General features: G+C 69.2%; 22 protein-coding genes and 1 tRNA gene. 13 read left to right on the plus strand and 10 right to left on the minus strand.

The annotated features are described in order from the left end of the window. The first annotated feature begins 99 nt into the window (after nt 1–99). Entirely contained in the window at nt 100–2,697 is a 2,598-nt protein-coding gene (gene glgP, locus ACFTZB_RS08590) for an alpha-glucan family phosphorylase (protein ID WP_378431074.1), read from the plus strand. A 40-nt stretch (nt 2,698–2,737) separates the two neighbouring features. Here glgP and ACFTZB_RS08595 read toward each other — a convergent pair whose 3' ends face one another. The 5 genes from ACFTZB_RS08595 to ACFTZB_RS08615 are packed head-to-tail and all read right to left on the minus strand — an operon-like array spanning nt 2,738 to nt 9,369. Beyond that, nucleotides 2,738–4,330 (minus strand): ABC transporter permease, encoded by a 1,593-nt coding sequence (locus ACFTZB_RS08595; RefSeq protein WP_378431075.1) that lies wholly within the window; start codon nt 4,328–4,330, stop codon nt 2,738–2,740. Next, nucleotides 4,327–5,247 carry an ATP-binding cassette domain-containing protein gene (locus ACFTZB_RS08600; RefSeq protein WP_378431076.1) on the minus strand — a complete coding sequence of 307 codons (921 nt, stop codon included), beginning with the start codon at nt 5,245–5,247 and terminating at the stop codon, nt 4,327–4,329. Before ACFTZB_RS08600 ends, ACFTZB_RS08595 begins: the two co-directional genes overlap by 4 nt. A 55-nt stretch (nt 5,248–5,302) precedes the next feature. Further along, a complete protein-coding gene (locus ACFTZB_RS08605; protein ID WP_378431077.1) occupies nt 5,303–7,351 on the minus strand; it encodes an ATP-dependent DNA helicase in 2,049 nt (682 codons plus the stop codon). Between the two features lie 9 nt (nt 7,352–7,360). Then, nucleotides 7,361–7,993, minus strand: a complete 633-nt coding sequence (locus tag ACFTZB_RS08610) for a nicotinamidase (protein ID WP_378431079.1) — start codon at nt 7,991–7,993, stop codon at nt 7,361–7,363. Beyond that, nucleotides 7,990–9,369, minus strand: coding sequence for a nicotinate phosphoribosyltransferase (locus ACFTZB_RS08615; RefSeq protein WP_378431080.1), 1,380 nt, complete (start codon nt 9,367–9,369; stop codon nt 7,990–7,992). The genes ACFTZB_RS08610 and ACFTZB_RS08615 overlap by 4 nt, the downstream gene beginning before the upstream one ends. Here ACFTZB_RS08615 and clpS point away from each other — a divergent pair. The 11 genes from clpS (at nt 9,368) to rdgB (ending at nt 17,544) form a co-directional block, all read left to right on the plus strand. Continuing rightward, nucleotides 9,368–9,706, plus strand: a complete 339-nt coding sequence (gene clpS / locus ACFTZB_RS08620) for an ATP-dependent Clp protease adapter ClpS (protein WP_072947001.1) — start codon at nt 9,368–9,370, stop codon at nt 9,704–9,706. The two genes, ACFTZB_RS08615 and clpS, sit on opposite strands and share 2 nt — an antisense overlap. A 36-nt stretch (nt 9,707–9,742) precedes the next feature. Then, nucleotides 9,743–10,330: a DUF2017 domain-containing protein gene (locus ACFTZB_RS08625; protein WP_124390065.1), complete on the plus strand. Its 588-nt coding sequence runs from the start codon at nt 9,743–9,745 to the stop codon at nt 10,328–10,330. Next, on the plus strand, nt 10,327–11,397 hold the full coding sequence (locus ACFTZB_RS08630) for a P1 family peptidase (protein ID WP_378431082.1): 1,071 nt from the start codon (nt 10,327–10,329) through the stop codon (nt 11,395–11,397). Before ACFTZB_RS08625 ends, ACFTZB_RS08630 begins: the two co-directional genes overlap by 4 nt. Before the next feature lie 41 nt (nt 11,398–11,438). Next, nucleotides 11,439–11,915: a Mov34/MPN/PAD-1 family protein gene (locus tag ACFTZB_RS08635; RefSeq protein WP_148222438.1), complete on the plus strand. Its 477-nt coding sequence runs from the start codon at nt 11,439–11,441 to the stop codon at nt 11,913–11,915. Nucleotides 11,916–11,976: 61 nt separating this feature from the next. Next, nucleotides 11,977–12,249: a MoaD family protein gene (locus tag ACFTZB_RS08640; protein WP_378431084.1), complete on the plus strand. Its 273-nt coding sequence runs from the start codon at nt 11,977–11,979 to the stop codon at nt 12,247–12,249. 8 nt (nt 12,250–12,257) lie between these two features. Next, nucleotides 12,258–13,220: a PLP-dependent cysteine synthase family protein gene (locus tag ACFTZB_RS08645; RefSeq protein WP_378431086.1), complete on the plus strand. Its 963-nt coding sequence runs from the start codon at nt 12,258–12,260 to the stop codon at nt 13,218–13,220. A gap of 19 nt (nt 13,221–13,239) precedes the next feature. Further along, nucleotides 13,240–13,914 (plus strand): rhomboid family intramembrane serine protease, encoded by a 675-nt coding sequence (locus ACFTZB_RS08650; RefSeq protein WP_378431088.1) that lies wholly within the window; start codon nt 13,240–13,242, stop codon nt 13,912–13,914. A gap of 344 nt (nt 13,915–14,258) precedes the next feature. Then, nucleotides 14,259–15,209, plus strand: coding sequence for a PLP-dependent cysteine synthase family protein (locus tag ACFTZB_RS08655; protein WP_378431089.1), 951 nt, complete (start codon nt 14,259–14,261; stop codon nt 15,207–15,209). A gap of 122 nt (nt 15,210–15,331) precedes the next feature. Next, nucleotides 15,332–16,090 (plus strand): cyclic nucleotide-degrading phosphodiesterase, encoded by a 759-nt coding sequence (locus ACFTZB_RS08660; RefSeq protein ID WP_378431091.1) that lies wholly within the window; start codon nt 15,332–15,334, stop codon nt 16,088–16,090. Nucleotides 16,091–16,133: 43 nt separating this feature from the next. Continuing rightward, nucleotides 16,134–16,922, plus strand: coding sequence for a ribonuclease PH (gene rph / locus ACFTZB_RS08665; RefSeq protein WP_072947017.1), 789 nt, complete (start codon nt 16,134–16,136; stop codon nt 16,920–16,922). A 4-nt stretch (nt 16,923–16,926) separates the two neighbouring features. Next, nucleotides 16,927–17,544, plus strand: a complete 618-nt coding sequence (gene rdgB / locus ACFTZB_RS08670) for an RdgB/HAM1 family non-canonical purine NTP pyrophosphatase (RefSeq protein ID WP_378431093.1) — start codon at nt 16,927–16,929, stop codon at nt 17,542–17,544. A 65-nt stretch (nt 17,545–17,609) separates the two neighbouring features. Here rdgB and ACFTZB_RS08675 read toward each other — a convergent pair whose 3' ends face one another. The 5 genes from ACFTZB_RS08675 to ACFTZB_RS08695 all read right to left on the minus strand — a co-directional run bounded on the left by ACFTZB_RS08675 (nt 17,610) and on the right by ACFTZB_RS08695 (nt 19,775). Beyond that, nucleotides 17,610–17,975, minus strand: coding sequence for a DUF3817 domain-containing protein (locus tag ACFTZB_RS08675; RefSeq protein WP_378431094.1), 366 nt, complete (start codon nt 17,973–17,975; stop codon nt 17,610–17,612). After that, on the minus strand, nt 17,972–18,373 hold the full coding sequence (locus ACFTZB_RS08680; RefSeq protein ID WP_378431095.1) for a transcriptional regulator: 402 nt from the start codon (nt 18,371–18,373) through the stop codon (nt 17,972–17,974). Before ACFTZB_RS08680 ends, ACFTZB_RS08675 begins: the two co-directional genes overlap by 4 nt. Nucleotides 18,374–18,504: 131 nt before the next feature. Next, nucleotides 18,505–18,589, minus strand: a tRNA-Leu gene (locus tag ACFTZB_RS08685). Nucleotides 18,590–18,636: 47 nt separating this feature from the next. Beyond that, nucleotides 18,637–19,119, minus strand: coding sequence for an HNH endonuclease (locus tag ACFTZB_RS08690; protein WP_378431096.1), 483 nt, complete (start codon nt 19,117–19,119; stop codon nt 18,637–18,639). After that, the gene (locus tag ACFTZB_RS08695; RefSeq protein ID WP_378431097.1) at nt 19,116–19,775 is read right to left on the minus strand and encodes a hypothetical protein; all 660 of its coding nucleotides are present in this window, start codon (nt 19,773–19,775) and stop codon (nt 19,116–19,118) included. The genes ACFTZB_RS08690 and ACFTZB_RS08695 overlap by 4 nt, the downstream gene beginning before the upstream one ends. A 456-nt stretch (nt 19,776–20,231) precedes the next feature. On the opposite strand from ACFTZB_RS08695, the gene ACFTZB_RS08700 reads away from it, so the two are divergent. Next, nucleotides 20,232–26,251, plus strand: a 6,020-nt coding sequence (locus ACFTZB_RS08700; RefSeq protein ID WP_378431098.1) for a fatty acid synthase subunit beta domain-containing protein, incomplete at its 3' end; no start/stop codon positions are given.

The raw sequence follows: 26,251 nt of genomic DNA on the forward strand, positions 1-26,251 counted from the left end.
CCGTAATGGAGTCGACCGGTTCCTGTCCGTATTGGAGATCCGACGCCCACCCGGCCCGACACGGCGCGACGACGCCCGCAGTGCGTTATCGTTCGCGAGGTGAAAGCCTTGCGTCGGTTCACTGTCCGAGCCCACCTTCCGGAGCGGCTCGCAGCCCTCGGTCCGCTGTCCACCAATCTTCGCTGGTCGTGGCATCCGGCCACGCAGGAACTGTTCGGATTGCTGGACGAGGACCTGTGGCGGCAGGTGCAGTTCGACCCGGTCCGGATGCTCGGCGAGGTCGATCCCGCCCGCCTGGACGAACTGGCCGAGGACGTCGCGTTCCTGGCCCGGCTCGACGCCGCGTCCGCCGACCTCGACGACTACCTGTCCCGGCCCCGCTGGTATCAGAACCAGCAGGCCAAGGGAGTGTCGCTGGACGGCGGGATCGCATATTTCTCAATGGAGTTCGGGGTCAGCGAAGTGCTGCCCAACTACTCCGGCGGCCTCGGGATTCTCGCGGGCGATCACCTGAAGGCGGCATCCGATCTGGGTCTGCCGCTGATCGGTGTCGGGTTGCTGTACCGCTCGGGATACTTCCGGCAGTCGCTGACCGCGGACGGTTGGCAGGCCGAGCACTACCCGCCGCACGACCCGCAGGGCCTGCCATTGCGCCTGCTCACCGAGTCCGGGCCGCAGTCGTCCGACGGGGCGCCCGTCCTCGTGCACGTCGCGGTGCCCGGCGGCCGGGTGCTGCGCGCCCGCGTGTGGATCGCCCAGGTGGGGCGCGTCCCACTGCTGCTGCTCGACTCCGACATCGCGGAGAACGACGCCGAGATGCGGGGCGTCACCGACCGCCTGTACGGCGGCGACCAGGACCACCGCATCAAACAGGAGATCCTCGCCGGCATCGGCGGCGTCCGCGCGGTGCGCGCCTACACCCACGCGTACGGCCTGCCCGATCCCGCCGTCTTCCACATGAACGAAGGGCACGCCGGGTTCCTCGGCATCGAGCGGATCCGCGAACTGGTCACCACCGGCGGGCTCGACTTCGACGAGGCGCTGGCCGCGGTCCGCGCCGGCACCGTCTTCACGACCCACACCCCCGTTCCCGCGGGTATCGACCGGTTCCCCGCCGACCTCGTGCGGCACTACTTCGGCGGCGACAACGGCGCGAACGAATCGTCCCTGCTGCCGGGGCTGACGATCGACCGGATCCTCGGACTCGGCCGCGAACCGGATCCGTCCGTGTTCAACATGGCCCACATGGGCCTGCGTCTCGGGCAGCGAGCGAACGGCGTGTCCCAGCTGCACGGCATCGTCAGCCGGGAGATGTTCCAGCCGCTGTGGCAGGGCTTCGACGCCGGAGAGGTGCCGATCGGCTCGGTCACCAACGGTGTCCACGCGCCCACCTGGGCCGCGCCGGAGTGGATCGATCTCGCCACCCGCATCCTCGGCCCCGAACTGGTGGAGGAGGCCCGCGGCTGGGAGCGGCTGCAGGACCTGTCCGCCGAGGAGCTGTGGGCGACCCGCAATGCGCTGCGCGGGAAACTCGTCGAGGAGGTCCGCAGGCGGGTCCGGGCGTCCTGGATCGAACGCGGCGCGACGTCCGCGGAACTCGGCTGGACGAACGAGGTGTTCGACCCGAACGTGCTCACCGTCGGCTTCGCCCGGCGGGTGCCCACCTACAAGCGTCTGACGCTGATGCTGCGCGACCCCGAGCGGCTCCGGGCCCTGCTCCTCGACGAGGAGCGTCCGGTACAGCTCGTGGTCGCCGGGAAGAGCCACCCCGCGGACGACGGCGGGAAGGCGCTCATCCAGCAGGTCGTGCGGTTCGCCGACGCGGCCGACGTTCGGCATCGCATCACGTTCCTCCCCGACTACGACATGTCGATGGCGCGGTACCTGTACTGGGGTTGCGACGTGTGGCTCAACAACCCGCTGCGCCCGCTCGAGGCGTGCGGAACGTCGGGGATGAAGTCGGCCCTCAACGGCGGACTGAACCTGTCGATCCGCGACGGCTGGTGGGACGAGATGTTCGACGGCGAGAACGGCTGGGCCATCCCGACCGCGGACGGCGTCGTCGACGAGACCCGGCGCGACGACCTCGAGGCCAGCGCACTGTACGAACTGCTCGAGCGCGCCGTCCTGCCGAGGTTCTACGACCGCGCGGACGGACTGCCGGTGCGCTGGGTGGAGATGGTGCGTCACACGCTGCAGCACCTCGGGCCCAAGGTGCTGGCGTCGCGGATGGTGCGTGACTACGCCGTCCAGTACTACGCGCCGGCCGCCGCATCGGCCCGGACGGTGGTGGCGGAGAACTTCGCCGGCGCCCGCGAACTTGCCGCGTTCCGTCGACGCGTCGAGGCCGCGTGGCCTGCGGTGACGGTGCTGCAGGTCGACGGCGCGGGGCTGCCCGACACTCCCGAGATCGGAGCGAATCTGGTACTGCGTGCCCGTATCCGCCTCGGTGAACTGTCCGTCGACGACGTCACCGTGCAGGCCGTGATCGGCAAGGCCGGACCGGACGAGGAGCTCACCGACCTCGTCACGGTCCCGATGACGCACTCGGCGTCGGACGAATCGGGGGAGTTGTTCGTCGCCGACCTGGCCCTGCCGCTGTCCGGCTCGGTCGGGTACACGGTGCGGGTGCTCCCGCACCACGATCTGCTCGTCGATCCGTCGGAACTGGGCCTGGTGACGGTGCCGAACCCCTGACCGGCACCACCGAGCCGGCCCGGGTTCGTCCCGGCACGGTTCACGGGCCGACGTCCCGGCGCCGGAAGCCGGCGACGGCGGCGAGGAACAGGGCCGCCGCCAGCAGCAGCAGGACGACGAGGGGAGCGGCCGCGAAGCCTTCGGCGGGCAGCGCCGGCGTGTAGTGGAAGGGGGAGAGAATCCCGAACCAGTCCGGGAGGACCTCCCCGAACATTCCGGCGACGAGAACGTAGCCCACGAACGCCCACAGTGCGGGCAGCGCGCGAGGGATCAGGCCGTACACGGCCGCGCACACCCCGACGATCACGAGCACCGCCGGGACGGTGTTCAGGGCCGCGCCGGTCAACCGCCCGAGCGCGCCCGCGTCGGACAGCGTGAAGGCCGCGGTGATCCCCATTCCGATTCCCGCGGCCACCGCGATCGCGCCGGCGGCACCCGCGATCACGACCAGTTGGCCACCGAGCCACCGCGCCCGCGACACGGGGGTGGCCAGGGCCTCCTCGGCGCGACCCGCCGATTCCTCCGAGCGGATCGACACGACGGCACCGACGGCGTACATCGCGGCCATCACCGCCAGGAACACCAGATACAGGGCGAACGCACCGTCGGCGGCCGCCGCGGCGCCACCCGGCAGCAGCTGTGCGAGATCGGGATCCTGTTCGATGAAATCGCTGATCTGCCTGCCGAGGGAACCGATGGGCAGCGACAGCGCGAACACGCCGACACCCCAGGCGAGGATCTGGCCGCGCTGCTGACGCGCCGCGAGCGCGGTGACTCCGGTCAGGTGGGGGGACGCCTCGGCGCGCCCGCCCCGCGGCGGGAGGAGTCCCGCCCCGACGTCCCGGCGACCGATGGCCGCATACGCGCACACGACGGTCAGTGCCGCCGCGACGACGCCGATCAACAGCGGCCACCAGCGTTCGTCGACGTACGCGCGGGTGGCCTGCGACCAGCCGATCGGCGACACCCACGTCAGCAGGCTCCCGCTGCGTCCCTGCTGCACATCGCCCACCGCCCGAAGCAGGTACGCGACGACGACCGCGCAGATTCCGGCACCGCTTGCCGCGCGGGCGTGTTCGGTGAGCTGCGACGCCAGCGCCGACAGCGCCGTGAACACCAGACCCACGACCAGCACACCCGCCGACATGTTCAGCGAACCCACCGGAGGCAGACCCACGGCGAGCAACCCGATGACGAGCAGCAGCGCGACGAACACAGTGGCGAGGGCCGCCGAGATCAGTCCCGCCGTGATTCCCGCGTACCTCCCGACGACGCCGGCGCGTACCAACTCTGCACGCCCGGTCTCCTCCTCGGTCCGCAGATGCCGCGTCACCAGCAGCACCGACATGATCGCCACGGCCACCATCGTCATGCCGGCGATCTCGTTCGCGACCATCGCACCCAGCGTGTAGTCGTCCAGGCCGTAGCCCGGCCCGGCAAGGGCGGTGGCGGCCGGGGACGAGATGAGTTCGGCACGGGCCTGCCGGGATTCGGCGGTCGGGTAAATGGTGGAGTAACTCGACGCGAGCAGGACGGTGAGGCCCGCCACCGCGACCGTCCACACCGGAATCCGGACCCGGTCGGTGCGCACTGCCAGTTCGGCGAGCGCACCGGTTCCGCTCAACTGACTCACTGCGGCCGTCCGATCCCGAGCGCCTCGACCTCGTCGCGGTACTCGCGGAGGAACAAGTCCTCCAGGGTCGGCGGGTTGGCGGTGATCGAGACGATGCCCAGCCCCGTCAATGTGGTCATGACCGGGTCGATCTGATCGGAATCGACGTCGAATGTCACCGTGTTCGCGTCCTCACCCTTCTGCAGGTTGTGCACACCGGGTACGTTCCCGATCGGATTGGGCTTGATCCGGGTGGTCGCCGTCACCGTGGTCCGGGTGAGATGCCGCAGCTCGGACAGCGTTCCCGCCTGCACCGTCCTCCCCGCCCGGATGATGGTCACGGCGTGGCACAGCGCATCCACCTCGGCGAGGATGTGACTCGACAGCAGCACCGTGCGCCCGCCGCGCGCGAATTCGGTGATGCATTCCTGAAACACCGCCTCCATCAACGGGTCCAGGCCCGACGTCGGTTCGTCGAGGATGAGGAGTTCGGTGTCGGCGGCGAGCGCGGCCACGAGCGCGACCTTCTGCCGGTTGCCTTTCGAATAGGTGCGGCCCTTCCGGGTGGGGTCGAGTTCGAACCGCTCGATCAGCGACGCGCGCCGGACCGGATCGAGTCCGCCTCGCAGTCGCCCGAGAAGGTCGATCGCCTCGCCGCCGGACAGGTTGGGCCACAGGTTCACTTCGCCCGGCACATAGGCGAGCCGCCGATGCACGGGCACGGAATCACGCCACGGATCGGCACCGAGAACGGACGCCGAACCCCCGTCGGCGCGCAGCAGACCGAGGAGCACCCGGATGGTCGTGGACTTGCCCGCGCCGTTGGGCCCGAGGAACCCGTGCACCTCGCCCGACTTCACCTCCAGGTCGAGGCCGTCGAGGGCGAGCACTTCACCGAACTTCTTGGTGAGTCCGCGGACTGAGATCGCAAGGTCCATCGGTCGAGCATAGGTGCGCACCGATCCGGTGTCCGACTCAGTGCGGAACAGCGTTTCAGGGGCGTGAGTCGCGGATCCGTCCCAGTGCCTTGCGCACGACCTCAGGATCCGACGTCTCCCAGAACGGCGGCAGCGATGCCCGCAGATACCCGGCATAGCGGGCGGTGGCGAGCCGCGGATCGAGAACCGCCACCACACCCTTGTCGTCGACGCTCCGCAGCAGGCGTCCGACACCCTGCGCGAGCAGCAGCGCCGCGTGATTGGCTGCGACGGAAAGGAACCCGTTGCCGCCGCGCGACTCCACCGCCTTCTGCCGGGCGACCAGCAACGGGTCGTCGGGGCGGGGGAACGGGATGCGGTCGAGGATCACCAGGCTCAGGGACGGACCCGGCACGTCGACGCCCTGCCACAGCGACAACGTGCCGAACAGCGACGTCGGCTCGTCACCGGCGAACGCCCGGACGAGGGCGCCCGTCGAGTCGTCGCCCTGGCACAGGATCGGGGTTTCGAGCCGGTCGCGCATCGCCTCCGACGCGGCCTTCGCCGCCCGCATCGACGAGAACAATCCCAGCGTCCGCCCACCGGCGGCCTCGACGAGTTCGGCGATCTCGTCGAGATACGCGGGGGACAGGCCGTCCCGGCCCGGCGGCGGCAGTTGCTTCGCGATGTAGATGATCCCGGCGCGGGCGTGGTCGAACGGCGACCCGACGTCGAGGGCGTTCCATTTGAGCGTGCCCGCATCGGACGGCGCCTCGGACCCGGTGGCCGTCGCCGGATCGATCACGACGGACGACTCGGCGGGAAGTCCCCAGTTGACGGCGAGGCCGTCGAAGGACCCGCCGACCGTCAGGGTGGCGGACGTGAGGACCACCGTCGATTCCGCGAACAGCCGGGAACGCAGCAGCCCGCCGACCGACAGCGGTGCCATCCGCACCACCCGGCGGATCGAACCACGGTTGTCGTCGGCGGCCAGCCACACCACGTCGTGACGCTTCGCCGGATCCGGCTCGTCGAAGGCGCTGAGAACGCGGACGGCGCTGTCGTGAACCTCCTCGACCGACGCGAGCGCGGTGTTGCGGGCGGCGGCCGCCTCCGGGTCGCTCAACGCCATGCCGGGACGGGACGGGCCGATGGCCGTGCGCAGCGCCCAGGCGGCGTCGCGGACGGCGGCGAGCGCGGGCGCCGCGCCGGGCGGCAACGCCTCCCACCGCTCGGGCCGCAACTCCTCGAGCAGCGCCGCCCAGCCCTCACCCGCCGCCTCGAGGCGATCGGCGTCCTGCTCCTCGACGAGCTTCGCGCAGCGCCTGGCCGCGGCACTGATCGTCGACGCGGCCAACTCCGCGGTGGCGACATTGGTGACGCGGTCGACCAGTTCGTGCGCCTCGTCGATGACCACGACGTCGTGTTCGGGAAGGATCGCGATCCCGGTGATGGCGTCGATGGCGAGCAGGGCGTGGTTGGTGACGACGACGTCGACCTGCGATGCCTCCGCGCGGGCCCGCTCCGCGAAGCAGTCCTCGCCGACCGGGCAGCGGGACTTGCCGAGGCACTCCCGGGCCGTGACGCTGACCTGGCGCCACGCCTTGTCGCTGACACCGGGGGCCAGATCGTCGCGGTCGCCGGTCTCGGTGTCCGAGGACCACTCGGTGAGGCGCTGCACCTCACGGCCGAGCCGGGACACCGCGAACGGATCGAACAGCTCGTCGGCCGGCGGTTCCTCCGCGGTCCCGGTGTGGATCTTGTTCATGCACAGATAATTGTTGCGGCCCTTCAGGATCGCGAAGTGCGGCCTGCGGCCGAGCGAACCCTCGAGCGCGTCCGCGAGCCGCGGCATGTCGCGGTCGATCAGCTGACGCTGCAGTGCGATGGTCGCCGTCGAGACGATGACCGTCTTGCCGCTCTGCACCGCGTGCCGGACGCTCGGCACGAGGTAGGCGAGCGACTTACCGGTACCCGTTCCGGCCTGGACGGCCAGATGCTCCCCGGTGTCGATCGAATGCGCGACGGCGGAAGCCATGGTCAGCTGGTTGGACCGCTCGGCACCGCCCAGCGACCGCACCGCCGTGCGCAACAGCTCGGGGACGTTGGGGAGGTTTTCAGGCACCCGAGCAGGTTACTCGGCACCTACGTCAGAAATCGTCACGCGGTCCGAGGGAACGTCCGAGTCGCGCCCCACGAGGCGCACCCCGGCGGCGCGCATCGCGGTGATCGCGGCCTCGACGGTCGTAGGAGCCACGCCCGCGGTGAGGGGGAGGAGCACGCGTGTCGGGAAGCCGGCCGCCACGGCGTCGAGTGCCGTCGCGACCACGCAGTGATCGGTGGCGATGCCCACGATGTCGACCTCGGTGACCCCGGCCGCACGCAGCCATTTCTCCAGGCTCTCGCCGTCGGAATTCCTGCCCTCGAAGCCCGAGTAGGCCGCGGAGTACTCGCCCTTGGAGAACACCGACTCGATGCCACTGCGATCGAGGTCCGGGTGGAACTCCGCGCCGTGGGTTCCCGATTTGCAGTGCACCGGCCACGTGTCGACGTAATCCGGCTCTTCGGAGAAGTGGCGGCCCGGATCGATGTGGTGGTCGATGGTGGCGGCGACCGCGTCGTACTCGGCCTCCGCCAGGAATCGGCTGATCGCCGCCGCGACCGCGGAACCACCCTCGACCGCGAGGGAGCCGCCCTCGCAGAAGTCGTTCTGAACGTCGACCACGAGCAGTGCCCGCCGGACGTCGGTGCCTCCGATGTCGATCACGGTGCCCTCCTGGGTTCGGGTTCGGCGAAGCGCACGGGGATCGCGGGCTCGCCGTGGGAGAGCTTCAAGCCCTCCCACGGCAGACTGACGAGGCCCGCCGCCAGGAGGGATCTGCTGTCCTCCAGAGTAGTCGCCTCGCAGGCGGTCTCACCGCCCCGCACCAGCGGGACCAGCAGTTCCGTCGCCGCGAGGCCTGCCGCGTCCGGTGCGTCGGAGTGAGCCGGGTACACGACCTCCTCCACCAGGGTTCCGGTGTCGCGGGCGAACCGCACCGCCTTCTTGGTTCCGCCCCGCGACGCCTTGTTGCTGCTCCGCTTCTCGACGGGGATTCCGTCCACCTCGACGAGTTTGTAGACCATTCCCGCCGTCGGCGCACCCGATCCGACGACGACGGACGTGCCGACCCCGTAGACGTCGACCGGTTCGGCCCGCAACGCAGCGATGGCGTACTCGTCGAGGTCGCCGGACACCACGATCTTCGTCCCCGTCGCCCCGAGGCCGTCGAGTTGCCCGCGCACCTGCCGGGCGAGAACACCCAGATCGCCCGAGTCGATCCGGACACCTCCGAGTCCGGGGCCCGCGACCTCGACCGCCGTCTCGACGCCCGCGGTGATGTCGTACGTGTCGACGAGGAGCGTGGTTCCGACTCCGAGCGCCGCGACCTGCGCGCGGAACGCCGCCGTCTCGTCCGGTCCGTCCGGGGTGGTGTGCAACAGGGTGAACGCGTGCGCGCTGGTGCCCGCACCGGGCACACCGTGCCTGCGGACCGCCTCCAGATTCGACGTGGCCGTGAAACCCGCCAGGTACGCGGCGCGCGAGGCTGCCACCGCCGATTCCTCGTGGGTGCGCCGTGAACCCATTTCGATCATGGGGCGGCCGTCCGCGGCGCTGACCATACGTGCGGCGGCGGACGCGATCGCGCTGTCGTGGTTGAGGATCGACAGGATCAGCGTCTCGAGCAGCACGCACTCGGCGAACGTTCCGCGCACGGACAGGATCGGGGAGCCGGGAAAGTAGAAGTCGCCCTCTCGGTAACCGTCGATGTCGCCGCCGAACCGATAGTCACGCAGCCAAGCGACGGTGGTGGCGTCGAGGAAACGGGAGACGATCTCGAGTTCCGATTCGCCGAAGCGGAAGTTCGACAGCGCCGCGACCAGGCGGGCCGTGCCGGCGACGACGCCGTAGCGGCGACCGTCCGGGAGGCGGCGGGCGAACACCTCGAAGCTGCAGCGACGGTGCGCGGAACCGTCGGCGAGGGCCGCCGACAGCATCGTCAACTCGTACTGGTCGGTGAACAAGGCGGTGCTGTCTCTGGACACCCGGCCACTGTAAGCCGCGGTGTCGCCCAGCGGAGGAGCGTCGTACCCTTGTGTCATGGCTCATTGCTCGACGACAGCTCCATTCGTGGATGCCATGCCGGCATCGCCGCAGGTCACCCCTGCAGAGTCGGAGGTCGTCGAGGTCGATGAAGCCAATGATCGTCCCTGGGTCACCGTCGTGTGGGACGATCCGGTGAATTTGATGCACTACGTCACCTACATTTTCCAGAAGCTCTTCGGGTACAGCAAGGCGAAGGCGACCGAATTGATGATGCAGGTGCATTCCGAGGGGAAGGCCGTGGTGTCGAGCGGCTCCCGCGACAAGGTCGAAAACGATGTACGCAAGCTGCACGCGGCGGGCCTGTGGGCCACGATGCAGCGGGACAGCAGCTAACTTTCCGTTCGGACAGTAAGGAACTCGGTACACGACGTGCGGATGTGGAGCAGGAAGAACTCGCTCGGGGGCATGAAGCTGCGCTCGGAGATGGACGAGCACGAGGCGACGGTGCTGCGATCGCTGGTCGCCTCCGTCCTCGGCCTCCTCGAGGAGCGGGCGGCGTCGGCGCCGGCCGACGAACTCGCCGCGCTCACCGGGATGCGGACGGGCAACACGACGGCACCCGACGAGGAAGTCCTCGCCCGGCTGCTGCCCGACTTCCACCGCCCCGACATGGACGCGCCGGACGACGACGAGATCCGCGCCGAGTCGAAGGCCGACGTCAACGGTGCGCTGCGCGGACTCCACGAACCGGAGATCATCGACGCCAAGCTGGCCGCGGGCTCGGTCATCCTTCACACCGTCCCGGAGAACGGCGGCAAGGTTCTGCTCACACCGGAACAGGCCGACGCCTGGCTCAGCGGTCTCAACGACGTCCGGCTGGCGCTGGGGACCAACCTGGGCATCGACGCCGACACGCCCGACGAACTCGATCCGAATGATCCCCGCGCACCGCATCTCGACATCTACCACTGGCTGACCTGGATGCAGGACTCGCTCGTTCAGGCACTGGCACCGTGACGGGCACGACGCCGGGCCGCACCGATTCGCTCGTCGATGTGGTCGGCCTGAGCGTCGGGCACCACCACCGACTCGATCCGGCCGCCACACTCGGCAGCGGTGCCGCCACCGGATGCACCGTCGTCCTCGCGCCACACGGCGCGACCGGTGCGGTCGACGTCCGAGGCGGCGGGCCGGGCACCCGCGAAACCGACCTCCTCGACCCCAGTCACAGCGTCCGGAAGGTGCACGCGATCGTCCTCACCGGCGGCAGCGCATATGGGCTCGCCGCCGCGGACGGCGTCATGCGGTGGCTGGAGGAGCACGGTCACGGAATCGGTATGGGGGAGCCCGATCAGGTGGTCCCGATCGTCCCCGCCGCCGTGATCTTCGATCTGCCGGTCGGCGACTGGCGCACTCGTCCCACCGCCGAATTCGGTTACCGGGCAGCAGATTCCGCGTCGCACACGGTGCTCTCCGGTTCGGTGGGCGCCGGGGTCGGGGCGCGCGCGGGGGCGATCAAGGGCGGGGTCGGAACGGCGAGCGTCGTCATCACGGACGGTCCGGCGAAGGGCATCACCGTGTCCGCGCTGATGGTGGCCAATCCCGTCGGAACCGTGTTCGATCCGGCGACCGGACTGCCGTGGGGCGTCGCCACCGTGGGCGCAGCCGCGTTCGGGCTCCGGCCGCCGGTCGCCGCCGAGGTGTCGGCGGCACGCGAACTGATGGCCAAGAGCACCGTTCTCAACACGACCATCGGGGTCGTCGCGACCGACGCCGCCCTCGGCAAGGCAGCGATGCGCCGCGTCGCCGTGGCCGGACACGACGGGCTCGCCCGCGCGATCCGGCCCGCGCATTCGCCGCTCGACGGCGACACGATCTTCGCGCTCGCCACCGGCATCCACCCGGTGCACCACCCGGCCGGCGTGCCCGACGCGTTCCCACCCGATCTGCCCGTCGTCGACGCCGTCTGCACGGCGGCCGCCGAAGTGGTCGAGAAGGCCATCGTCGACGCCGTCCTCAGCGCCACTCCGGTCGCGGGAATTCCCACGTACCGCGAGCTGTTCCCCTCGGCACTGCGTTCCTGACGCGGTCTGTTCGGTGGCCGAGTCGACGGTCCGCACCTAGGATGGCGCTCACGGAGGTGGATGACGTGCTGGTGATTCGATCGGACTTCGTCGAGGCGATGGTCGCGCACGCGCGGGCCGACCACCCGGACGAAGCGTGCGGGGTCATCGCCGGGCCCGAGGGCTCCGACCGCCCCGAACGGCACATCCCGATGATCAACGCTGAACGTTCGCCGACGTTCTACCGATTCGACTCCGGTGAGCAGTTGAAGGTGTGGCGGGCGATGGACGACGCCGACGAGGTGCCCGTCGTGATCTATCACTCGCACACCGCCACCGAGGCGTATCCCAGCCGGACCGACATCTCCTTCGCATCCGAACCGGACGCCCACTACGTGCTCATCTCCACCCGCGACCCCGACGCCCACGAACTGCGCAGCTACCGCATCGTCGACGGCGTCGTCACCGAGGAACCCGTCGACGTGGTGCAGAGTTACAAGTTCGCCCACACCTCGGTGGCGGACGTCCCCGACAAGTGACGACGCCGTCCCTCGCGACGGTCCCGCGGCAGGAAGACACCCACATCCCGAGGAGCCGACCATGGCTGTCACAGTTTCGATCCCCACCATCCTGCGTTCCCACACCGGCGGCGAAAAGCGAGTGGAGGCAACAGGTCCCACGCTTTCGGCCGTCATCGACGATCTCGAGGGCAATTACGGTGGCATCAAGGACCGCCTGATCGACGGCGGCCGCCTGCACCGGTTCGTCAACGTGTACGTCAACGACGAGGACGTCCGATTCTCGGGCGGACTCGACACGGAGGTGGCCGACGGGGATTCCGTGACGATCCTGCCCGCCGTCGCCGGAGGCTGATCGCGGCCGTGGCGCGGTTCGATTCGCTCATCGATACCCTCGGCGACACACCCCTCGTCGGGCTGCCGCGGCTGTCGCCGAGCTGGACCGGCACCTCACCGGTCCGTCTGTGGGCGAAACTCGAGGACCGCAATCCCACCGGTTCGGTGAAGGACCGGCCCGCCCTCCGCATGATCGAACAGGCCGAGAACGACGGCACCCTGACACCCGGCGCCACGATCCTCGAACCGACCAGCGGCAACACCGGCATCTCTCTGGCGATGGCCGCGAAACTCAAGGGCTACCACCTCATCTGCGTGATGCCCGAGAACACGTCCGTCGAACGCAGGCAACTGCTGACGATGTTCGGCGCCGAGATCATCGACTCACCGGCGCGCGGCGGCTCGAATCAGGCTGTGGCCGTGGCCAAGGAGCTGTCCGCGGACCATCCCGACTGGGTGATGCTGTACCAGTACGGCAATCCCGCGAACGCGCTGGCGCACTACGAGACGACGGGGCCGGAGATCCTGCGGGACCTGCCCGAGATCACCCACTTCGTGGCCGGCCTCGGCACCACCGGAACCCTGATGGGCGTGGGTCGCTACCTCCGCGAACACGTCGACGGCATCGAGATCGTCGCGGCGGAACCCCGCTACGGGGAACTCGTGTACGGCCTCCGCAACATCGACGAGGGCTTCGTTCCCGAACTGTACGACGAATCCGTCCTCACCTCGCGGTTCTCCGTCGGTCCCGCCGACGCCGTCCGCCGCACCCGGCAACTGATCGACAACGAAGGCATCTTCGCGGGCATCTCCACCGGCGCGATTCTCCACGCCGCGCTGGGGGTCGCGCGCAAAGCGGTCAAGGCCGAGCGCGCCGCCGACATCGCGTTCATCGTCGCCGACGGCGGATGGAAATATCTGTCGACCGGTGCCTACGGCGGTACGGTCGAAGAAGCGGAAGAAGCACTGGAAGGGCAGCTGTGGGCATGACGACAAGGGTGTGCGGATCATGACTTCGCCGTTCGACTCCTCCCGATTCGGCTCGCCGGCGCCGAGGGGTGGCGCGTCGCCGGCACCCGCGCGCACGTCGAAGCCGCTGTGGTTGCAGTCCGCGATCGTCGTCGGCGCGTTCACGATGTTGCTGTACGTCATCGAGGTCGCCGACGTGGCGTCCGACGAGCGACTCGAAGACAACGGCGTCCAGCCGCGCACGATCGACGGGCTGTGGGGAATTCTGTTCGCCCCGGTCCTCCACGACGACTGGGCGCACCTGTTCGCGAACACGGTCCCGCTGCTGGTCCTCGGGTTCCTCGTGCTGCTGTCGGGCATCGCCCGCGGCCTCGCCGCCACCGGGATCGTCTGGGTGGTCGGAGGTCTGGGCACCTGGTTGACCGGCGGATCCTATTCCAACCACATCGGCGCTTCCGTCCTGATCTTCGGCTGGCTCGCCTACCTTCTGGTCCGGGGAGTCTTCGCCCGCAACCTCGGCCAGATCCTCGTCGGCGTGGTGGTGTTCGTCGTGTACGGCAGTCTGCTGTGGGGTGTGCTGCCGAGCGCGCCCGGTGTGTCCTGGCAGGGGCATCTGTTCGGCGCCGTCGGCGGTGTCCTCGCCGCGTGGCTGCTCTCCGCCGACGCCAGGAAGCAGCGCGCCCGGAAAGCGGTAGGGCCGCACTCGTTCGGATGAGTGGCCCGCCGCGGCGAACAGGTAGTCGACCGGCGTGTACGCCGCTTCCGGCGGCCGAGCGTATGCCCTGCTGGTAGGCTCCTCGCGAGATCCGGGCACACCACAACTGCGTAGTTCAGGCCATCGACAGTGTCGTCACGGAGAGCCGGTCGAGGGGGTCGAGCTCGCGGATTCGCGCACACGCCGTGTCGCCGATGTCCGGGCGCGTCCCCAGCGGCGGACCTCCGTCGCCGCACCCCACCGCACCCTCAGGAGTTGATCATGGCTGTCACAGATTCGACCCCCGACGTCGACAGCGAGTGTCCGTTCGTACGCCGTGTAGTCACGGAAGGCTGATCGCTGACGTGGCAAGGTTCGATTCGTACATCGACACTCTCGGGAACACTCCACTCGTCGGCCTGCCCCGGCTGTCGCCGCGCTGGAACGGCAGCAATCCGGTGCGGTTGTGGGCCAAGCTCGAAGATCACAACCCCACCGGTTCGATCAAGGATCGCCCGGCGCTGCGGATGATCGAGCAGGCCGAACGGGACGGCCGACTGACCCCGGGGTCGACGATCCTCGAATCGACCAGCGGAAACACCGGCATCTCCCTGGCCATGGCCGCCAAATTGAAGGGCTACCAGCTGATCTGCGTGATGCCCGAGAACACGTCGATGGAACGTCGCCAGCTCCTGACGATGTTCGGCGCCCGGATCATCGATTCCCCGGCCGCCGGTGGTTCCAACGAGGCGGTCGCCGTCGCGATGCGCCTGTCGGACGAAAATCCGGACTGGGTACTGCTCTACCAGTACGGCAACCCGGCCAACGCGATGGCGCACTACGAGACGACGGGCCCGGAGATCCTGCGGGACCTGCCCGAGATCACCCATTTCGTGGCGGGGCTCGGCACCACCGGAACCCTGATGGGGACGGGCCGGTTCCTCCGCGAACACGTCGACGGAGTCGAGATCGTGGCCGCGGAACCGCGCTTCGGGGAGATGGTCTGCGGTCTCCGCAACATCGAAGAGGGATTCGTCCCGGAGTTGTACGACGAGTCGGTGCTCACCCGCCGATTCCGGGTGCGTCACGCCGAGGCGATCCAGCGCACCCGCGAGTTGATCGACGTCGAGGGAATCTTCGCAGGCACGTCCACCGGCGCCAATCTCCATGCCGCACTCGACGTGGCGTGGTCCGCAGTCGAGGCGGGGCATCGCGCCGACATCGCCTTCGTGGTCGCCGACGGCGGATGGAAGTATCTGTCCACCGGAACCTACGACCCACAGGTCCAGGTCCTCGAAGAGGCCTGGGAACGGTAACGGGGCCGGATCCACGGTCGATCAGCATGGTCAGGTCACATTTCCCCATCGGTTGTGAGGTCGACGCGCCAATTCCGTCGGAAGCTTTTTCCGAAACGGGTCGTCGTGGCAGCATGGCGGGTATGCGCATTACCGTCCTGGGATGTTCAGGGAGCGTCTCCGGACCAGACTCACCTGCATCGGGTTATCTGTTGACCGCGCCGGACACACCGCCGCTCGTACTCGACTTCGGACCCGGTGTCCTCGGTGCGCTCCAGCGGTTCGCCGATCCCGGCGAGGTGTCCGTTCTCCTCAGCCATCTGCACGCGGACCACTGCCTGGACCTCCCCGGACTCCTCGTCTGGCGTCGCTATCATCCGAACCCGCCGAAGGGACGCGCCCTCGTCTACGGCCCGTCCGACACCGCCCGCCGGATCGGCGTCGCGTCCGCCGAGTGCGGCGGCGACATCGACGACATCTCCGACACGATCGATCTGCACCACTGGGCCGACGGCGAACCGGTCACGATCGGCGATCTCACGATCACGGCGCGGCGGGTCAACCACCCGCCCGAGGCCTACGGGTTCCGCTTGACCAACGGCGCCGGACGGACCCTCGTCTACACCGGCGACACCGGGATGTGCGAGGAAGTGATCGAACTCGCCCGCGACGCCGATGTGCTGCTGGCGGAGGCGTCGTGGACACACAGCCCGGACCGGCCCGAAGGAATCCACCTCTCGGGCACCGAGGCCGGCCAGGTCGCACACCGCGCCGGTGTCGCCGAACTGCTGCTCACCCACATTCCGCCGTGGACGTCCCGCGAGGACGTCATCGCCGAGGCCAAGGCCGAATTCTCCGGTCCAGTGCACGCAGTGTCCGCGGGCGGCGTCTACACCGTCTGACGCCGTGTCCGCGCCCCACCGGGAGACGACTAGGCTCTCCGCTGTGACCACACGAGAAGACGGCAGGGCGGACGACGAACTCCGCGAGGTCAAGATCACCCGAGGCTTCACCACTCATCCCGCGGGATCGGTGCTGGTGGAATTCGGAAACACCCGGGTGATGTGCACCGCCAGCGTCGAGGACGGCGTTCCCCGCTGGCGTCAGGGATCCGGGCTCGGATGGCTGACCGCCGAATACGCCATGCTGCCCGCCGCCACCCACACCCGCAGCGGTCGAGAGTCCGTCAAGGGCAAGGTCGGGGGACGCACCCAGGAGATCAGCCGTCTCGTCGGACGCTCCCTCCGCGCGTGCATCGATCTCGCCGCCATCGGTGAGAACACCATCGCCCTCGACTGCGACGTCCTGCAGGCCGACGGCGGAACCCGCACCGCCGCCATCACCGGCGCCTACGTGGCCCTCGTCGACGCGGTGACCTACCTCCGTGCCGCCGGCCGCCTCGCCGACCCTCAGCCCATCTCCTGCGGCATTGCCGCGGTCAGCGTGGGCGTCGTCGACGGCCGTGTGCGCCTCGACCTGCCGTACGAGGAGGACTCGCGCGCCGAGGTCGACATGAACGTGGTGGCCACCGACACCGGTACTCTCGTCGAAATCCAGGGCACCGGTGAAGGCGCGACGTTCCCGCGGAGCACGCTCGACAAACTGCTGGATTCCGCACTCGCAGGCTGCGAGCAGTTGTTCGAGATCCAGAAGGCGGCACTCGAACTGCCCTACCCCGGTGAGCTTCCCGAGCCGAAGGTCCCGGAGACGTCGAAGAAGAAGTTCGGGAGTTAGACCGGTGCCGGAAACCACACGGGTGCTGGTGGCCAGCCGCAACGCGAAGAAGCTCCGGGAGCTGCATCGCGTGCTCGCGGCGGCCGGTGTCGACGGGATCGAACTGGTGGGGCTCGACGCCGTGCCCGAGTACCCCGAGGCCCCCGAAACCGGTGCGACGTTCGAGGAGAACGCCCTGGCGAAAGCGCGCGACGGCGCCGCCGCCACCGGATTGCCCTGCGTCGCAGACGATTCCGGAATCGAGGTGGACGCGCTGAACGGTATGCCCGGAATCCTGTCCGCCCGGTGGTCGGGCACGCACGGCAACGATCCCGCGAACACGGCACTGGTCCTGGCCCAGCTCGCCGACGTGCCCGAAGACCGCAGGGGAGCGGCGTTCGTCTCGGCGTGCGCGCTCGTGCTACCCGGCGGCGGGGAAACGGTGGTCCGGGGCGAATGGCGGGGCAGCGTCGCCCAGGAACCCGTCGGCGACGGCGGATTCGGCTACGACCCGGTATTCGTGCCCGAAGGGGACACCCGATCCGCCGCCGAGCTCTCACCCGAGGAGAAGGACGCGTCCTCGCATCGAGGGCGGGCGCTCGTCCAACTCGTCCCCGCCCTGGCGGCGCTCACCGGACGCTGACACTCGCTACGCTGCACTTGCACACCGGTCAGCCGGTCGTCATGTGACGGACCCGAGCGGTTCGATCAGAGTGCGAAGTCGCGGCGGACCTGCTTGGTCCGCTGATGCTCCACATAGAACGACAGGAACGGGATTGTGCCCGCGAGGAGTGTGCCGACCGTCCGGCCCGCGGGCCAGCGCACCTTGACCGCCAGGTCGAGCGTCACCAGCAGGTAGACGAAGTACACCCAGCCGTGAACCACCGCGATCCAGGTGGGCAGGTTGTCGACCTTGAAGATGTACTTGGCGACCATCTCTGCGGTGAGGACCAGCAGCCACACACCGGTGGCGTAGGCGAGGACGCGGTAGCGCAGGAGCGCGGGGGCGATCTTCTTCTGCTTCGCGGTATCTGCGACCGAATCGGCAGTCGTCTCGTCTTGGCCCGTGCTCACGTGGTGCTCCTATCGGTCTCGCGAGCGGACAGCTCGGCGAGGTACTGGTTGTACTGCGAAATCTGCAGGCTCTCGAGGTCGTCCGGATCGTCGTCCTCGGCCGCCGCGGGGCGCGGGGGCAAGACGTCGGCCGGGATTTCCCGCAGTTCGGCGGGCGCGGCCGGGACGTCCGTGGTGTCTGCCGGCTCGGCGTCCTCGAGCTGCACGAAGCGCCGGTAGGCGTAGACGAGGAACGCCGCGAACAGCGGCCACTGGAATGCGTACCCGAGATTCTGGCCCGTTCCGCCCACCGCTTCGAACCGTGTCCACTGCCACCAGCCGAGTGCGAGGCACCCGACAGCCCCGACGACCACCAACAGGATCAGCGCGGGGCGGCGTTGCTTACGGTTTCCGGACACGTAACGACGGTACCTGAATCGCCGAATGCGCTGCTAGGAGAGGTTGCCGCTATGGCGGCGGTCACAGGCTCGCTCGCGACGGTCGAGCTGCCCGGGGCATATTGCGATCGAATCGGCACAAAGCCGAAAAGTGCGCGAGGGGGGACTCGAACCCCCACGTCCTTTCGGACACCAGGACCTAAACCTGACGCGGCTGCCAAATTACGCCACTCGCGCGCGAAGCACAGACTACGCCATGGGCGCGACACTCCGGCGCACGCACGTCAGCCGGTGCGTTCGCCTCCGTTCCCAATATTTCGCCCCGCCCACGTTGCAGTCTGGCTGTGGCAATTGGGGCACAGGAAGCGAACTTCCTCCAACCGGGAATCGGACGGGTCGCCCCGTATGTGGTCCACGTGCAGGATCAGTGGGAGTCCGCACCAGTCATCACCGAGTCCGCAGAGAACGCATTTATACTCGACGCCGGCCTCGATCAGGGCGCGGCGCAGCAAATGTGGCTTCACGCGTGCGCTTCCCGGTGGCCTTTCGACGAGGATCTCCTCCCATGACATGCGATTGCGGGCAGGCTTGCCCTTGGTGTGCGCCTGGCCCGTGAAGTGCGTCGTATCGATTCCGAGCTTCTTGATCTGACGAGTCAGGTGGGCTTGCATTCCTCCGGACTGGCGCCGGCCGAGGTAGCGAATTACGCCCGCGTAGCTCGTCGACTCCGCGACCGCCTGTTCGAGGACTTCCCGCGTGTACTTCACCTCGCACCTGCCGCGCGTTGCTGCCGGCGCTGGTATCGCCAGATGGCGTGGGTGAAGGTCGTGGCGGTGACCTCGAGGCGCGCTGCCGCGGCGGCGACGAGGTCTTCCGCCTGTGGTGTGGTTGCGGGTGATTCGAGATCGAGTGCCTCGGCGATGAAGTCACACACCACTGCGCGGGACGCGGTTGTGGGCACGCCGAGTTGCATGGCGAAGCATTCCCAGGTGGCGGCTCCGAATCCGGGCACGGCGACGACGGCGCTCCGCTGCGCGTCGTCGTCGCGGAGATCTGCGGACGTGGTGCAGCCCAGTTCGGTGAGCGAGCGTGCCGCCGTGGCGACGGCCTCGGCCTTGGTGGTGTAGTTCCCCGGTACCCGCTGCCGGTTGTTCAGGACCGTCAGGAGGCCTTCGGGTTCGTCGGCGTCCGCGGCGAGTGCGGTGAGGTCGTCGAGTGGTGCGGCGCGGTGATCGCGCCAACGGGTGATGACGGCGCGGACCCCGGTGGTAGGCGTGCCGTACGTCGCGCGGGCGGAGAAGGCCGCGTCGAGCAGAGCGGCTTCGATCTCCTGCGGCCAGCCCTCCGTCCAGTGCGGCCACGACTCTCGCGGCAGTTCGGCGTCGATGTGATCGAGTAGGGCGCGGATGTGGGCTGTGCTCATTTCTTCCCCCCGGAGAATGGCTGTCGGGTGTTCCTGGAATCGAACATTAGTGCGAGGGTCCGACAGGTTCGGTTTCTTCGTGCTCCGGGGGCGGTTTCGAGGACGCATACCTGCATGAACCTGGGACTTCGTCAAGGTGGTAACGAATTGATAACGATTAATGTGAGGCTTTCCTCAGGTTCTTGGACGTCCTTGCACCGCCCACGTGCAGCGGAGACGTGATCTACCCGTCGGTCACTTCGCGGTAGGTCTGTGAGGGACATCACGCGATATTTCTCCGATGCACGGCTGTGACACCCCGACGGCTCGTGAACGTGAGGAAATCCTCATGATTCTGTGTCAACCTTGAGCAGCCCGGAAGAGCTGATCAGAGCCGATACAGCAGGCACACGATGCCGAGGGCAGCAGACAGCAATCCCCACCTCCCCCCAGAGGGGAACAGGAGAGGACATACGCGTGACGATTGACGACACGACACCCGCAGGAAACGGAAGCAACTCGAAGGGTTCGCGGCGCATCGGCGTAGACCGGGACGACACTCGGTCGTCGAGCAAGGGCACCCTGGTGGATCGTCTGCTCGGAGGTGAGCCGTACGCGCTCGCCTTCGGTGGTCAGGGCGCACCCTGGCTGAGCTCGCTCGAGGAACTGAGCCGCGACAACGGACTCGAGCCGGCACTCACCACCCTCGTCAACGACGCGGCCGACTACCTCGCCCCCGTGGCGCAGGAGCTGCTCGTCGTGCGCCCGGTCGGATTCGACCCCATCGCATGGATCCTCGAGCAGGAACTCGCCGACGAAGAGGACGACGCCCAGGCGTCCGGACCTTCCGCGGCAGCGCTCACCTCGGCGGCGGTGTCCCTCCCCGGCGTCTTCCTCACCCAGATCGCAGCGCTGCGTGCGCTGGCGGCTCAGGGCCTCGATCCCGCGGTTACGGCTCCCGTGTCGGTGATCGGCCACTCCCAGGGACTCCTCGCCGCGGAGGCCGTCGCCTCCTCCGGTCGGAAGGACGGCGAACTCCTCGCCCTCGCTCAGCTCATCGGTGCGGCCGCCGGTCTGGTCGGCCGTCGTCGCGGAGTGATCTCCGCCGCCGACTCCACCCCGATGCTTGCTGTCTCCAACGTCGACCCGGAACGGCTCCGTCAGATCGTCGAGGAGCTCGCCGAAGGCCTCGAGCCCGAACGCGCAGCGGTCCTCGGCATCCGCAACGCCCGTCGCCGCGTCGTTCTGTCCGGCCCGCCCGCCCAGCTGGCACGCGTCCAGCAGCGGTGCGAGCAGATCGAGGCCGACGAGGCCCGTGAGCGCGACGCCAAGAAGCGTGGCGGCTCCATCTTCGCGCCCGTCTTCGAGCCCCTCGCGGTCGAGATCGGCTTCCACCACCCCGCACTCGCGGAGACGATCGACATCGTCGGCCAGTGGGCCGTGCGCTGCGGTCTCGACGAGGAGAAGGCCCGCGCCCTCACGAGCGCCTGCCTCGTCGACCCCGTCGACTGGGTCGAGGCCGTCGACGGCACCATCGAAGCCGGTGCCGCATGGATCCTCGATCTCGGACCCGGTGACCTCCTCACTCGCATGACGTCGGCCAGTGTCCGCGGCCAGGGCGTCGGCATCGTCGCCGCCGCGACCCGTGGCGGTCACCGCAACCTGCTCACCCCGGGCGCGACCCCCGAGGTTCCCGCCGCCTGGACCGAGTTCCTCCCGAAGCCGGTGTCGCTGCCGGGCGGACGCATCGGCGTCGAGACCGCCTTCACGAAGCTGACCGGTCGTTCGCCGATCCTGCTCGCGGGCATGACCCCGACCACGGTCGACCCGAAGATCGTCGCCGCGGCCGCCAACGCAGGCCACTGGGCCGAGCTCGCCGGCGGTGGCCAGGTCACCGAGCAGATTTTCGCCGACAACGTCGAGAAGCTCACCGGGCTGCTCGAGCCGGGCCGCGCCGTGCAGTTCAACTCGATGTTCCTCGACCCCTACCTGTGGAAGCTCCACGTCGGTGGCAAGCGCCTCGTCCCGAAGGCCCGCGCCGCGGGTGCTCCCTTCGACGGCGTCGTCGTCACCGCAGGCATCCCCGAGCTCGAGGACGCCGTCTCGATCATCGAGGACCTCGTCGAGGGCGGATTCAGCTACGTCGCGTTCAAGCCGGGCACGGTCGCGCAGATCCGCTCCGTCATCCGCATCGCCAACGAGGTTCCCTCGTTCCCCGTCATCGCCCACATCGAGGGCGGCCGCGCCGGTGGCCACCACTCGTGGGAAGACCTGGACGACCTGCTCCTCGACACCTACGCCGAGCTGCGTACCCGGCCGAACCTGGTCCTGTGCGTCGGTGGCGGCATCGGCACGCCCGAGCAGGCTGCCGACTACCTGACCGGCCGCTGGTCCGTCGCGCACGGTTTCCCGGCGATGCCGCTGGACGGCATCCTGGTCGGCACCGCCGCCATGGCCACCCTCGAGGCGACCACGTCTCCCGAGGTCAAGCAGCTCCTCGTCGACACCCCCGGCACCCCGGACTGGGTCGGTGCGGGCACCGCCGAGGGCGGCATGGCCTCCGGCCGTAGCCAGCTCGGCGCCGACATCCACGAGATCGACAACGCCGCGTCCCGCACCGGGCGCCTGCTCGACGAGGTCGCCGGCGACGCCGACGCCGTCGCCGAGCGTCGCGACGAGATCATCGAGGCCCTGAACGTCACGGCGAAGCCGTTCTTCGGCGACGTCGCGACGATGACGTACGAGCAGTGGCTGCGCCGCTACCTCGAACTGGCCGTCGGCATCGACGCGGCGAAGGCATTCGACTGCGGCACCGATCTCCAGGACGCCATCATCGAGGCCACCGAGAGCCCGTGGCTCGACATCACCTGGCGTGCGCGCTTCGGTGAGATGCTGCAGCGCACCGAGTCGCGTCTGCACCCGGTCGACCGCGGACCCATCCCCACCTTGTTCGCCGACGAGGCGATCCTCGAGCGTCCCGAAGCGGCCATCTGCGCCCTGCAGGCCCAGTACCCCGACTACGCGACCACGGTTCTGCACCCCGCCGACGTCTCGTTCTTCGTCTCGCTGTGCAAGACCCCCGGCAAGCCGGTCAACTTCGTGCCCGTCGTCGACGGTGACGTCCGCCGCTGGTGGCGTTCCGACTCGCTGTGGCAGGCGCACGATCCCCGCTACACCGCGGACCAGGTCTGCGTCATCCCCGGCACCGTCGCCGTCGCAGGCATCACGCGTGCCGACGAGCCCGTCGGCGAGCTGCTGGACCGCTTCGAGAAGGCCACCTACGACGAGCTGGTCACCGCCGGCGCCGCGCCGCAGTCGCTGCTCGCCCGTCGTCACGCGGACGTCGCCCGCGGCGTCCTCGACACCGTTCTGTCGGCTCCCGACATCCAGTGGGCCTCGCGCCTGACGCTGAACCCGGTTCGCCGGCTCGGTGACCTCGACAAGTGGTCGGTCGAGTCCGACACCCGCGCGGTCCACGAGACCACCGGTGCCGAGCTGTCCGTCATCGAGGACCGCCAGGTGCTCCTCACGGTCCCGCTGGTGGCAGGCAAGTCGGTCGAGATCACCATCACCGTTCCCGCATCCGTCGTCGACGGTGGCGCCCCCGTGGTCACCGAGGCCGACGCCGAGCAGTCCATGACGGCTCTCCTCGCGGTTGCGGCCGGTCAGGAACTGCCCGCCGTCAAGAACGGTGTCGCACGGCTCAACCTGGCGTGGACGCCCGACCTGGTCGCCGACCACGCCGGTGTCACCGGTTCGGGTCTGCCCACGACGCTGAGCGTGAGCGGCAAGGCCGTTCCGGACGTGGTCGTCGGCGCCTGCTGGCCGGCCGTGTTCGCCGTCCTCGGTGCCGCCAAGACCGAAGACTCGCTCTCCGTCATCGAGGGCATGCTCGACCTGGTCCACCTGGACCACAGCGTCGACTTCGTCGGCGAACTGCCCTCGGAGACCAGCATTCTCGTCGTCAAGGCCGAGGTCGCCTCGGTTCTCGACACCGACCTGGGCCGCGTCGTCGAGGTCAAGGTCGAGGTTGGCGCCATGCTCGGCGAGGGCCTGGACGCGCCTGCCGTCGTCACCCTGTCGGAGCGCTTCGCGATCCGCGGCCGCACCGGCAAGGGCGAACTGTCCGACCCGGCCCGCGCCGGTGGCTCGCTCAGTGACGCGGCCGTCGACACCCCGCGTCGTCGTCGCCGCGACACCACGATCGTGGCTCCCCGCAACATGGGCTCCTTCGCCCAGGTGTCGGGCGACCACAACCCGATCCACACCTCCGACAACGCGGCACTGCTCGCCGGCCTCGGCAGCCCGATCGTGCACGGCATGTGGCTCTCCGCCGCCGCCCAGCAGGTCGTCACCGCCGTGGACCCGGCCGAGACCAAGACGCCGCCGCGTCGCCTCACCGCGTGGACCGCACGCTTCCTCGGCATGGTCCGCCCCGGCGCCGAGATCGACGTCCGCGTCGACCGCATCGCCACGGACCGCGGTGCCGAGATCGTCGAGGTCGGCTGCCGCATCGACGGTGACCTCGTGATGGTCGCCACCGGTCGCACCGCCGCCCCGAAGACCGTCTACGCGTTCCCCGGACAGGGCATCCAGCGTCCGGGCATGGGCCTCGACGCTCGCGCCCGCTCCAAGGCCGCCCGCGAGATCTGGGACCGCGCCGACAAGCACACCCGCAAGGCCCTCGGCTTCTCGATCCTCGCCGTGGTCCGCGACAACCCGACGGTCGTCAAGGCCCGTGGTGTCGAGCACAAGCACCCGGACGGTGTCCTGCACCTGACCCAGTTCACCCAGGTCGCGATGGCGACTCTCGGTGTGGCTCAGGTCGCCGAGCTCCGCGAGTCCGGCGCGTTCGTCGAGGGTGCCCTGCTCGCAGGCCACTCGGTCGGTGAGTACAACGCTCTCGCCGCCGTCGCCGGTGTGCTGCCCCTGGAAGCCGTTCTCGAGGTGGTCTTCCAGCGTGGCTCCGCGATGCACGCACTCGTTCCCCGCGACGAGGCCGGCCGCTCCGACTACCGGATGGCCGCCATCCGCCCGTCGCAGATCGGTCTGGCCGACGACGACGTCGAGGCGTTCGTCGCCGGTGTCGCCGAGGAGACCGGTGAGTTCCTGCAGATCGTGAACCTGAACCTGCGTGGCTCGCAGTACGCCATCGCGGGCACGGTCGCCGGGCTCAACGCGCTGGAGACGCAGATCGACATCCGCCGTGAGGCTTTCGGTGGCAAGCGCGCGTACATCATGGTCCCCGGCATCGACGTCCCGTTCCACTCGACGGTGCTGCGTGGCGGCGTCGACGACTTCCGTGGACGTCTCGAGGAACTGCTTCCGCAGGACATCGACCCGGCCATCCTGATCGGGCGCTACATCCCGAACCTGGTGCCCAAGCCGTTCTCCCTGGAGAAGGAGTTCGTGCAGGAGATCGCCGACCTGGTGCCGTCGAAGCCCCTCGACAAGGTGCTGAAGGACTTCGACTCCTGGGCGAAGAAGCCGGTTCAGCTCACCCGCGTGGTCCTCACCGAGCTCCTGGCCTGGCAGTTCGCCAGCCCGGTGCGCTGGATCGAGACGCAGGACCTGCTGTTCGCCGACGAGTCCGAGGGTGGACTGGGTGTCGAGCGGTTCGTCGAGATCGGTCTGGGCTCGGTCCCGACCGTCGCGAACCTCGCGTCGCAGACCCTCAAGCTGCCGGGCCGCTTCGGTTACCCGGTCGAGGTCCTCAACATCGAGCGTGAAGCCGCGATCGTGTACTCCACCGACGTCGATCCGGCGCCGGTCGAGGACGACGAGCCGGCCGCACCCGCAGCCGAGGCTCCCGCCGCATCGGCCGCACCCGCCGCGGCTCCGGCCCCGGCTGCCGCACCGTCCGGTGGACCGCGTCCCGACGACATCGCGTTCAAGGCCGCCGACGCCACCAAGGTCCTGATCAGCCTGTGGACGAAGCTCCGCCCCGACCAGGTCGGCCCCGTCGACACGATCGAGGCGCTGTGCGACGGCGTGTCCTCGCGGCGTAACCAGCTGCTCGTCGACCTCGGCTCCGAGCTCTCGCTCGGCGCGATCGACGGTGCCGCGGACGCCGACATGGGTTCGCTCGCCGGCACGGTCGACTCCCTGGCCCGCACGTACAAGCCGTTCGGCCCGGTGCTGTCCGATTCGATCAACGACCACCTCCGCAAGGTCTTCGGCCCCTCGGGTCGTCGTCCGGCGGCCATCGCAGACCGTGTGAAGAAGGTCTGGGAACTCGGCGACGGCTGGGCGTACCACGTCACCGCCGAGGTGGCGCTCGGAACCCGCGACGGTTCCAGCATCCGTGGTGGTGACCTCGGCGGCCTGGCCGGCGGCGGTCTCGCCGACGGTGCCGCAGTGGACGCCGTCATCGACAGCGCAGTGGCCGCAGTGGCCTCGCGCCGCGGAATCAGCGTCTCCCTCCCGTCCTCGGGCGGCGGAGCCGGTGGCACCGTCGACGCAGCGGCGCTGGGTGAGTTCACCGAGCACATCACGGG

The organism is Rhodococcus sp. NPDC057014, assembly GCF_042673295.1.
In the GTDB taxonomy this organism is placed as follows: Bacteria; Actinomycetota; Actinomycetes; order Mycobacteriales; family Mycobacteriaceae; genus Rhodococcus_F.

Coding starts and splice junctions, on each gene's coding strand:
- ACFTZB_RS08600 (WP_378431076.1), bottom strand. CDS start 5,247: ATGGACCTTGCGATCTCAGTCCGCGGACTCACCAAGAAGTTCGGTGAA.
- clpS (WP_072947001.1), top strand. CDS start 9,368: ATGGCTCATTGCTCGACGACAGCTCCATTCGTGGATGCCATGCCGGCA.
- ACFTZB_RS08615 (WP_378431080.1), bottom strand. CDS start 9,369: ATGACACAAGGGTACGACGCTCCTCCGCTGGGCGACACCGCGGCTTAC.
- ACFTZB_RS08635 (WP_148222438.1), top strand. CDS start 11,439: ATGGCGCTCACGGAGGTGGATGACGTGCTGGTGATTCGATCGGACTTC.
- ACFTZB_RS08640 (WP_378431084.1), top strand. CDS start 11,977: ATGGCTGTCACAGTTTCGATCCCCACCATCCTGCGTTCCCACACCGGC.
- ACFTZB_RS08650 (WP_378431088.1), top strand. CDS start 13,240: ATGACTTCGCCGTTCGACTCCTCCCGATTCGGCTCGCCGGCGCCGAGG.
- ACFTZB_RS08660 (WP_378431091.1), top strand. CDS start 15,332: ATGCGCATTACCGTCCTGGGATGTTCAGGGAGCGTCTCCGGACCAGAC.
- ACFTZB_RS08695 (WP_378431097.1), bottom strand. CDS start 19,775: ATGAGCACAGCCCACATCCGCGCCCTACTCGATCACATCGACGCCGAA.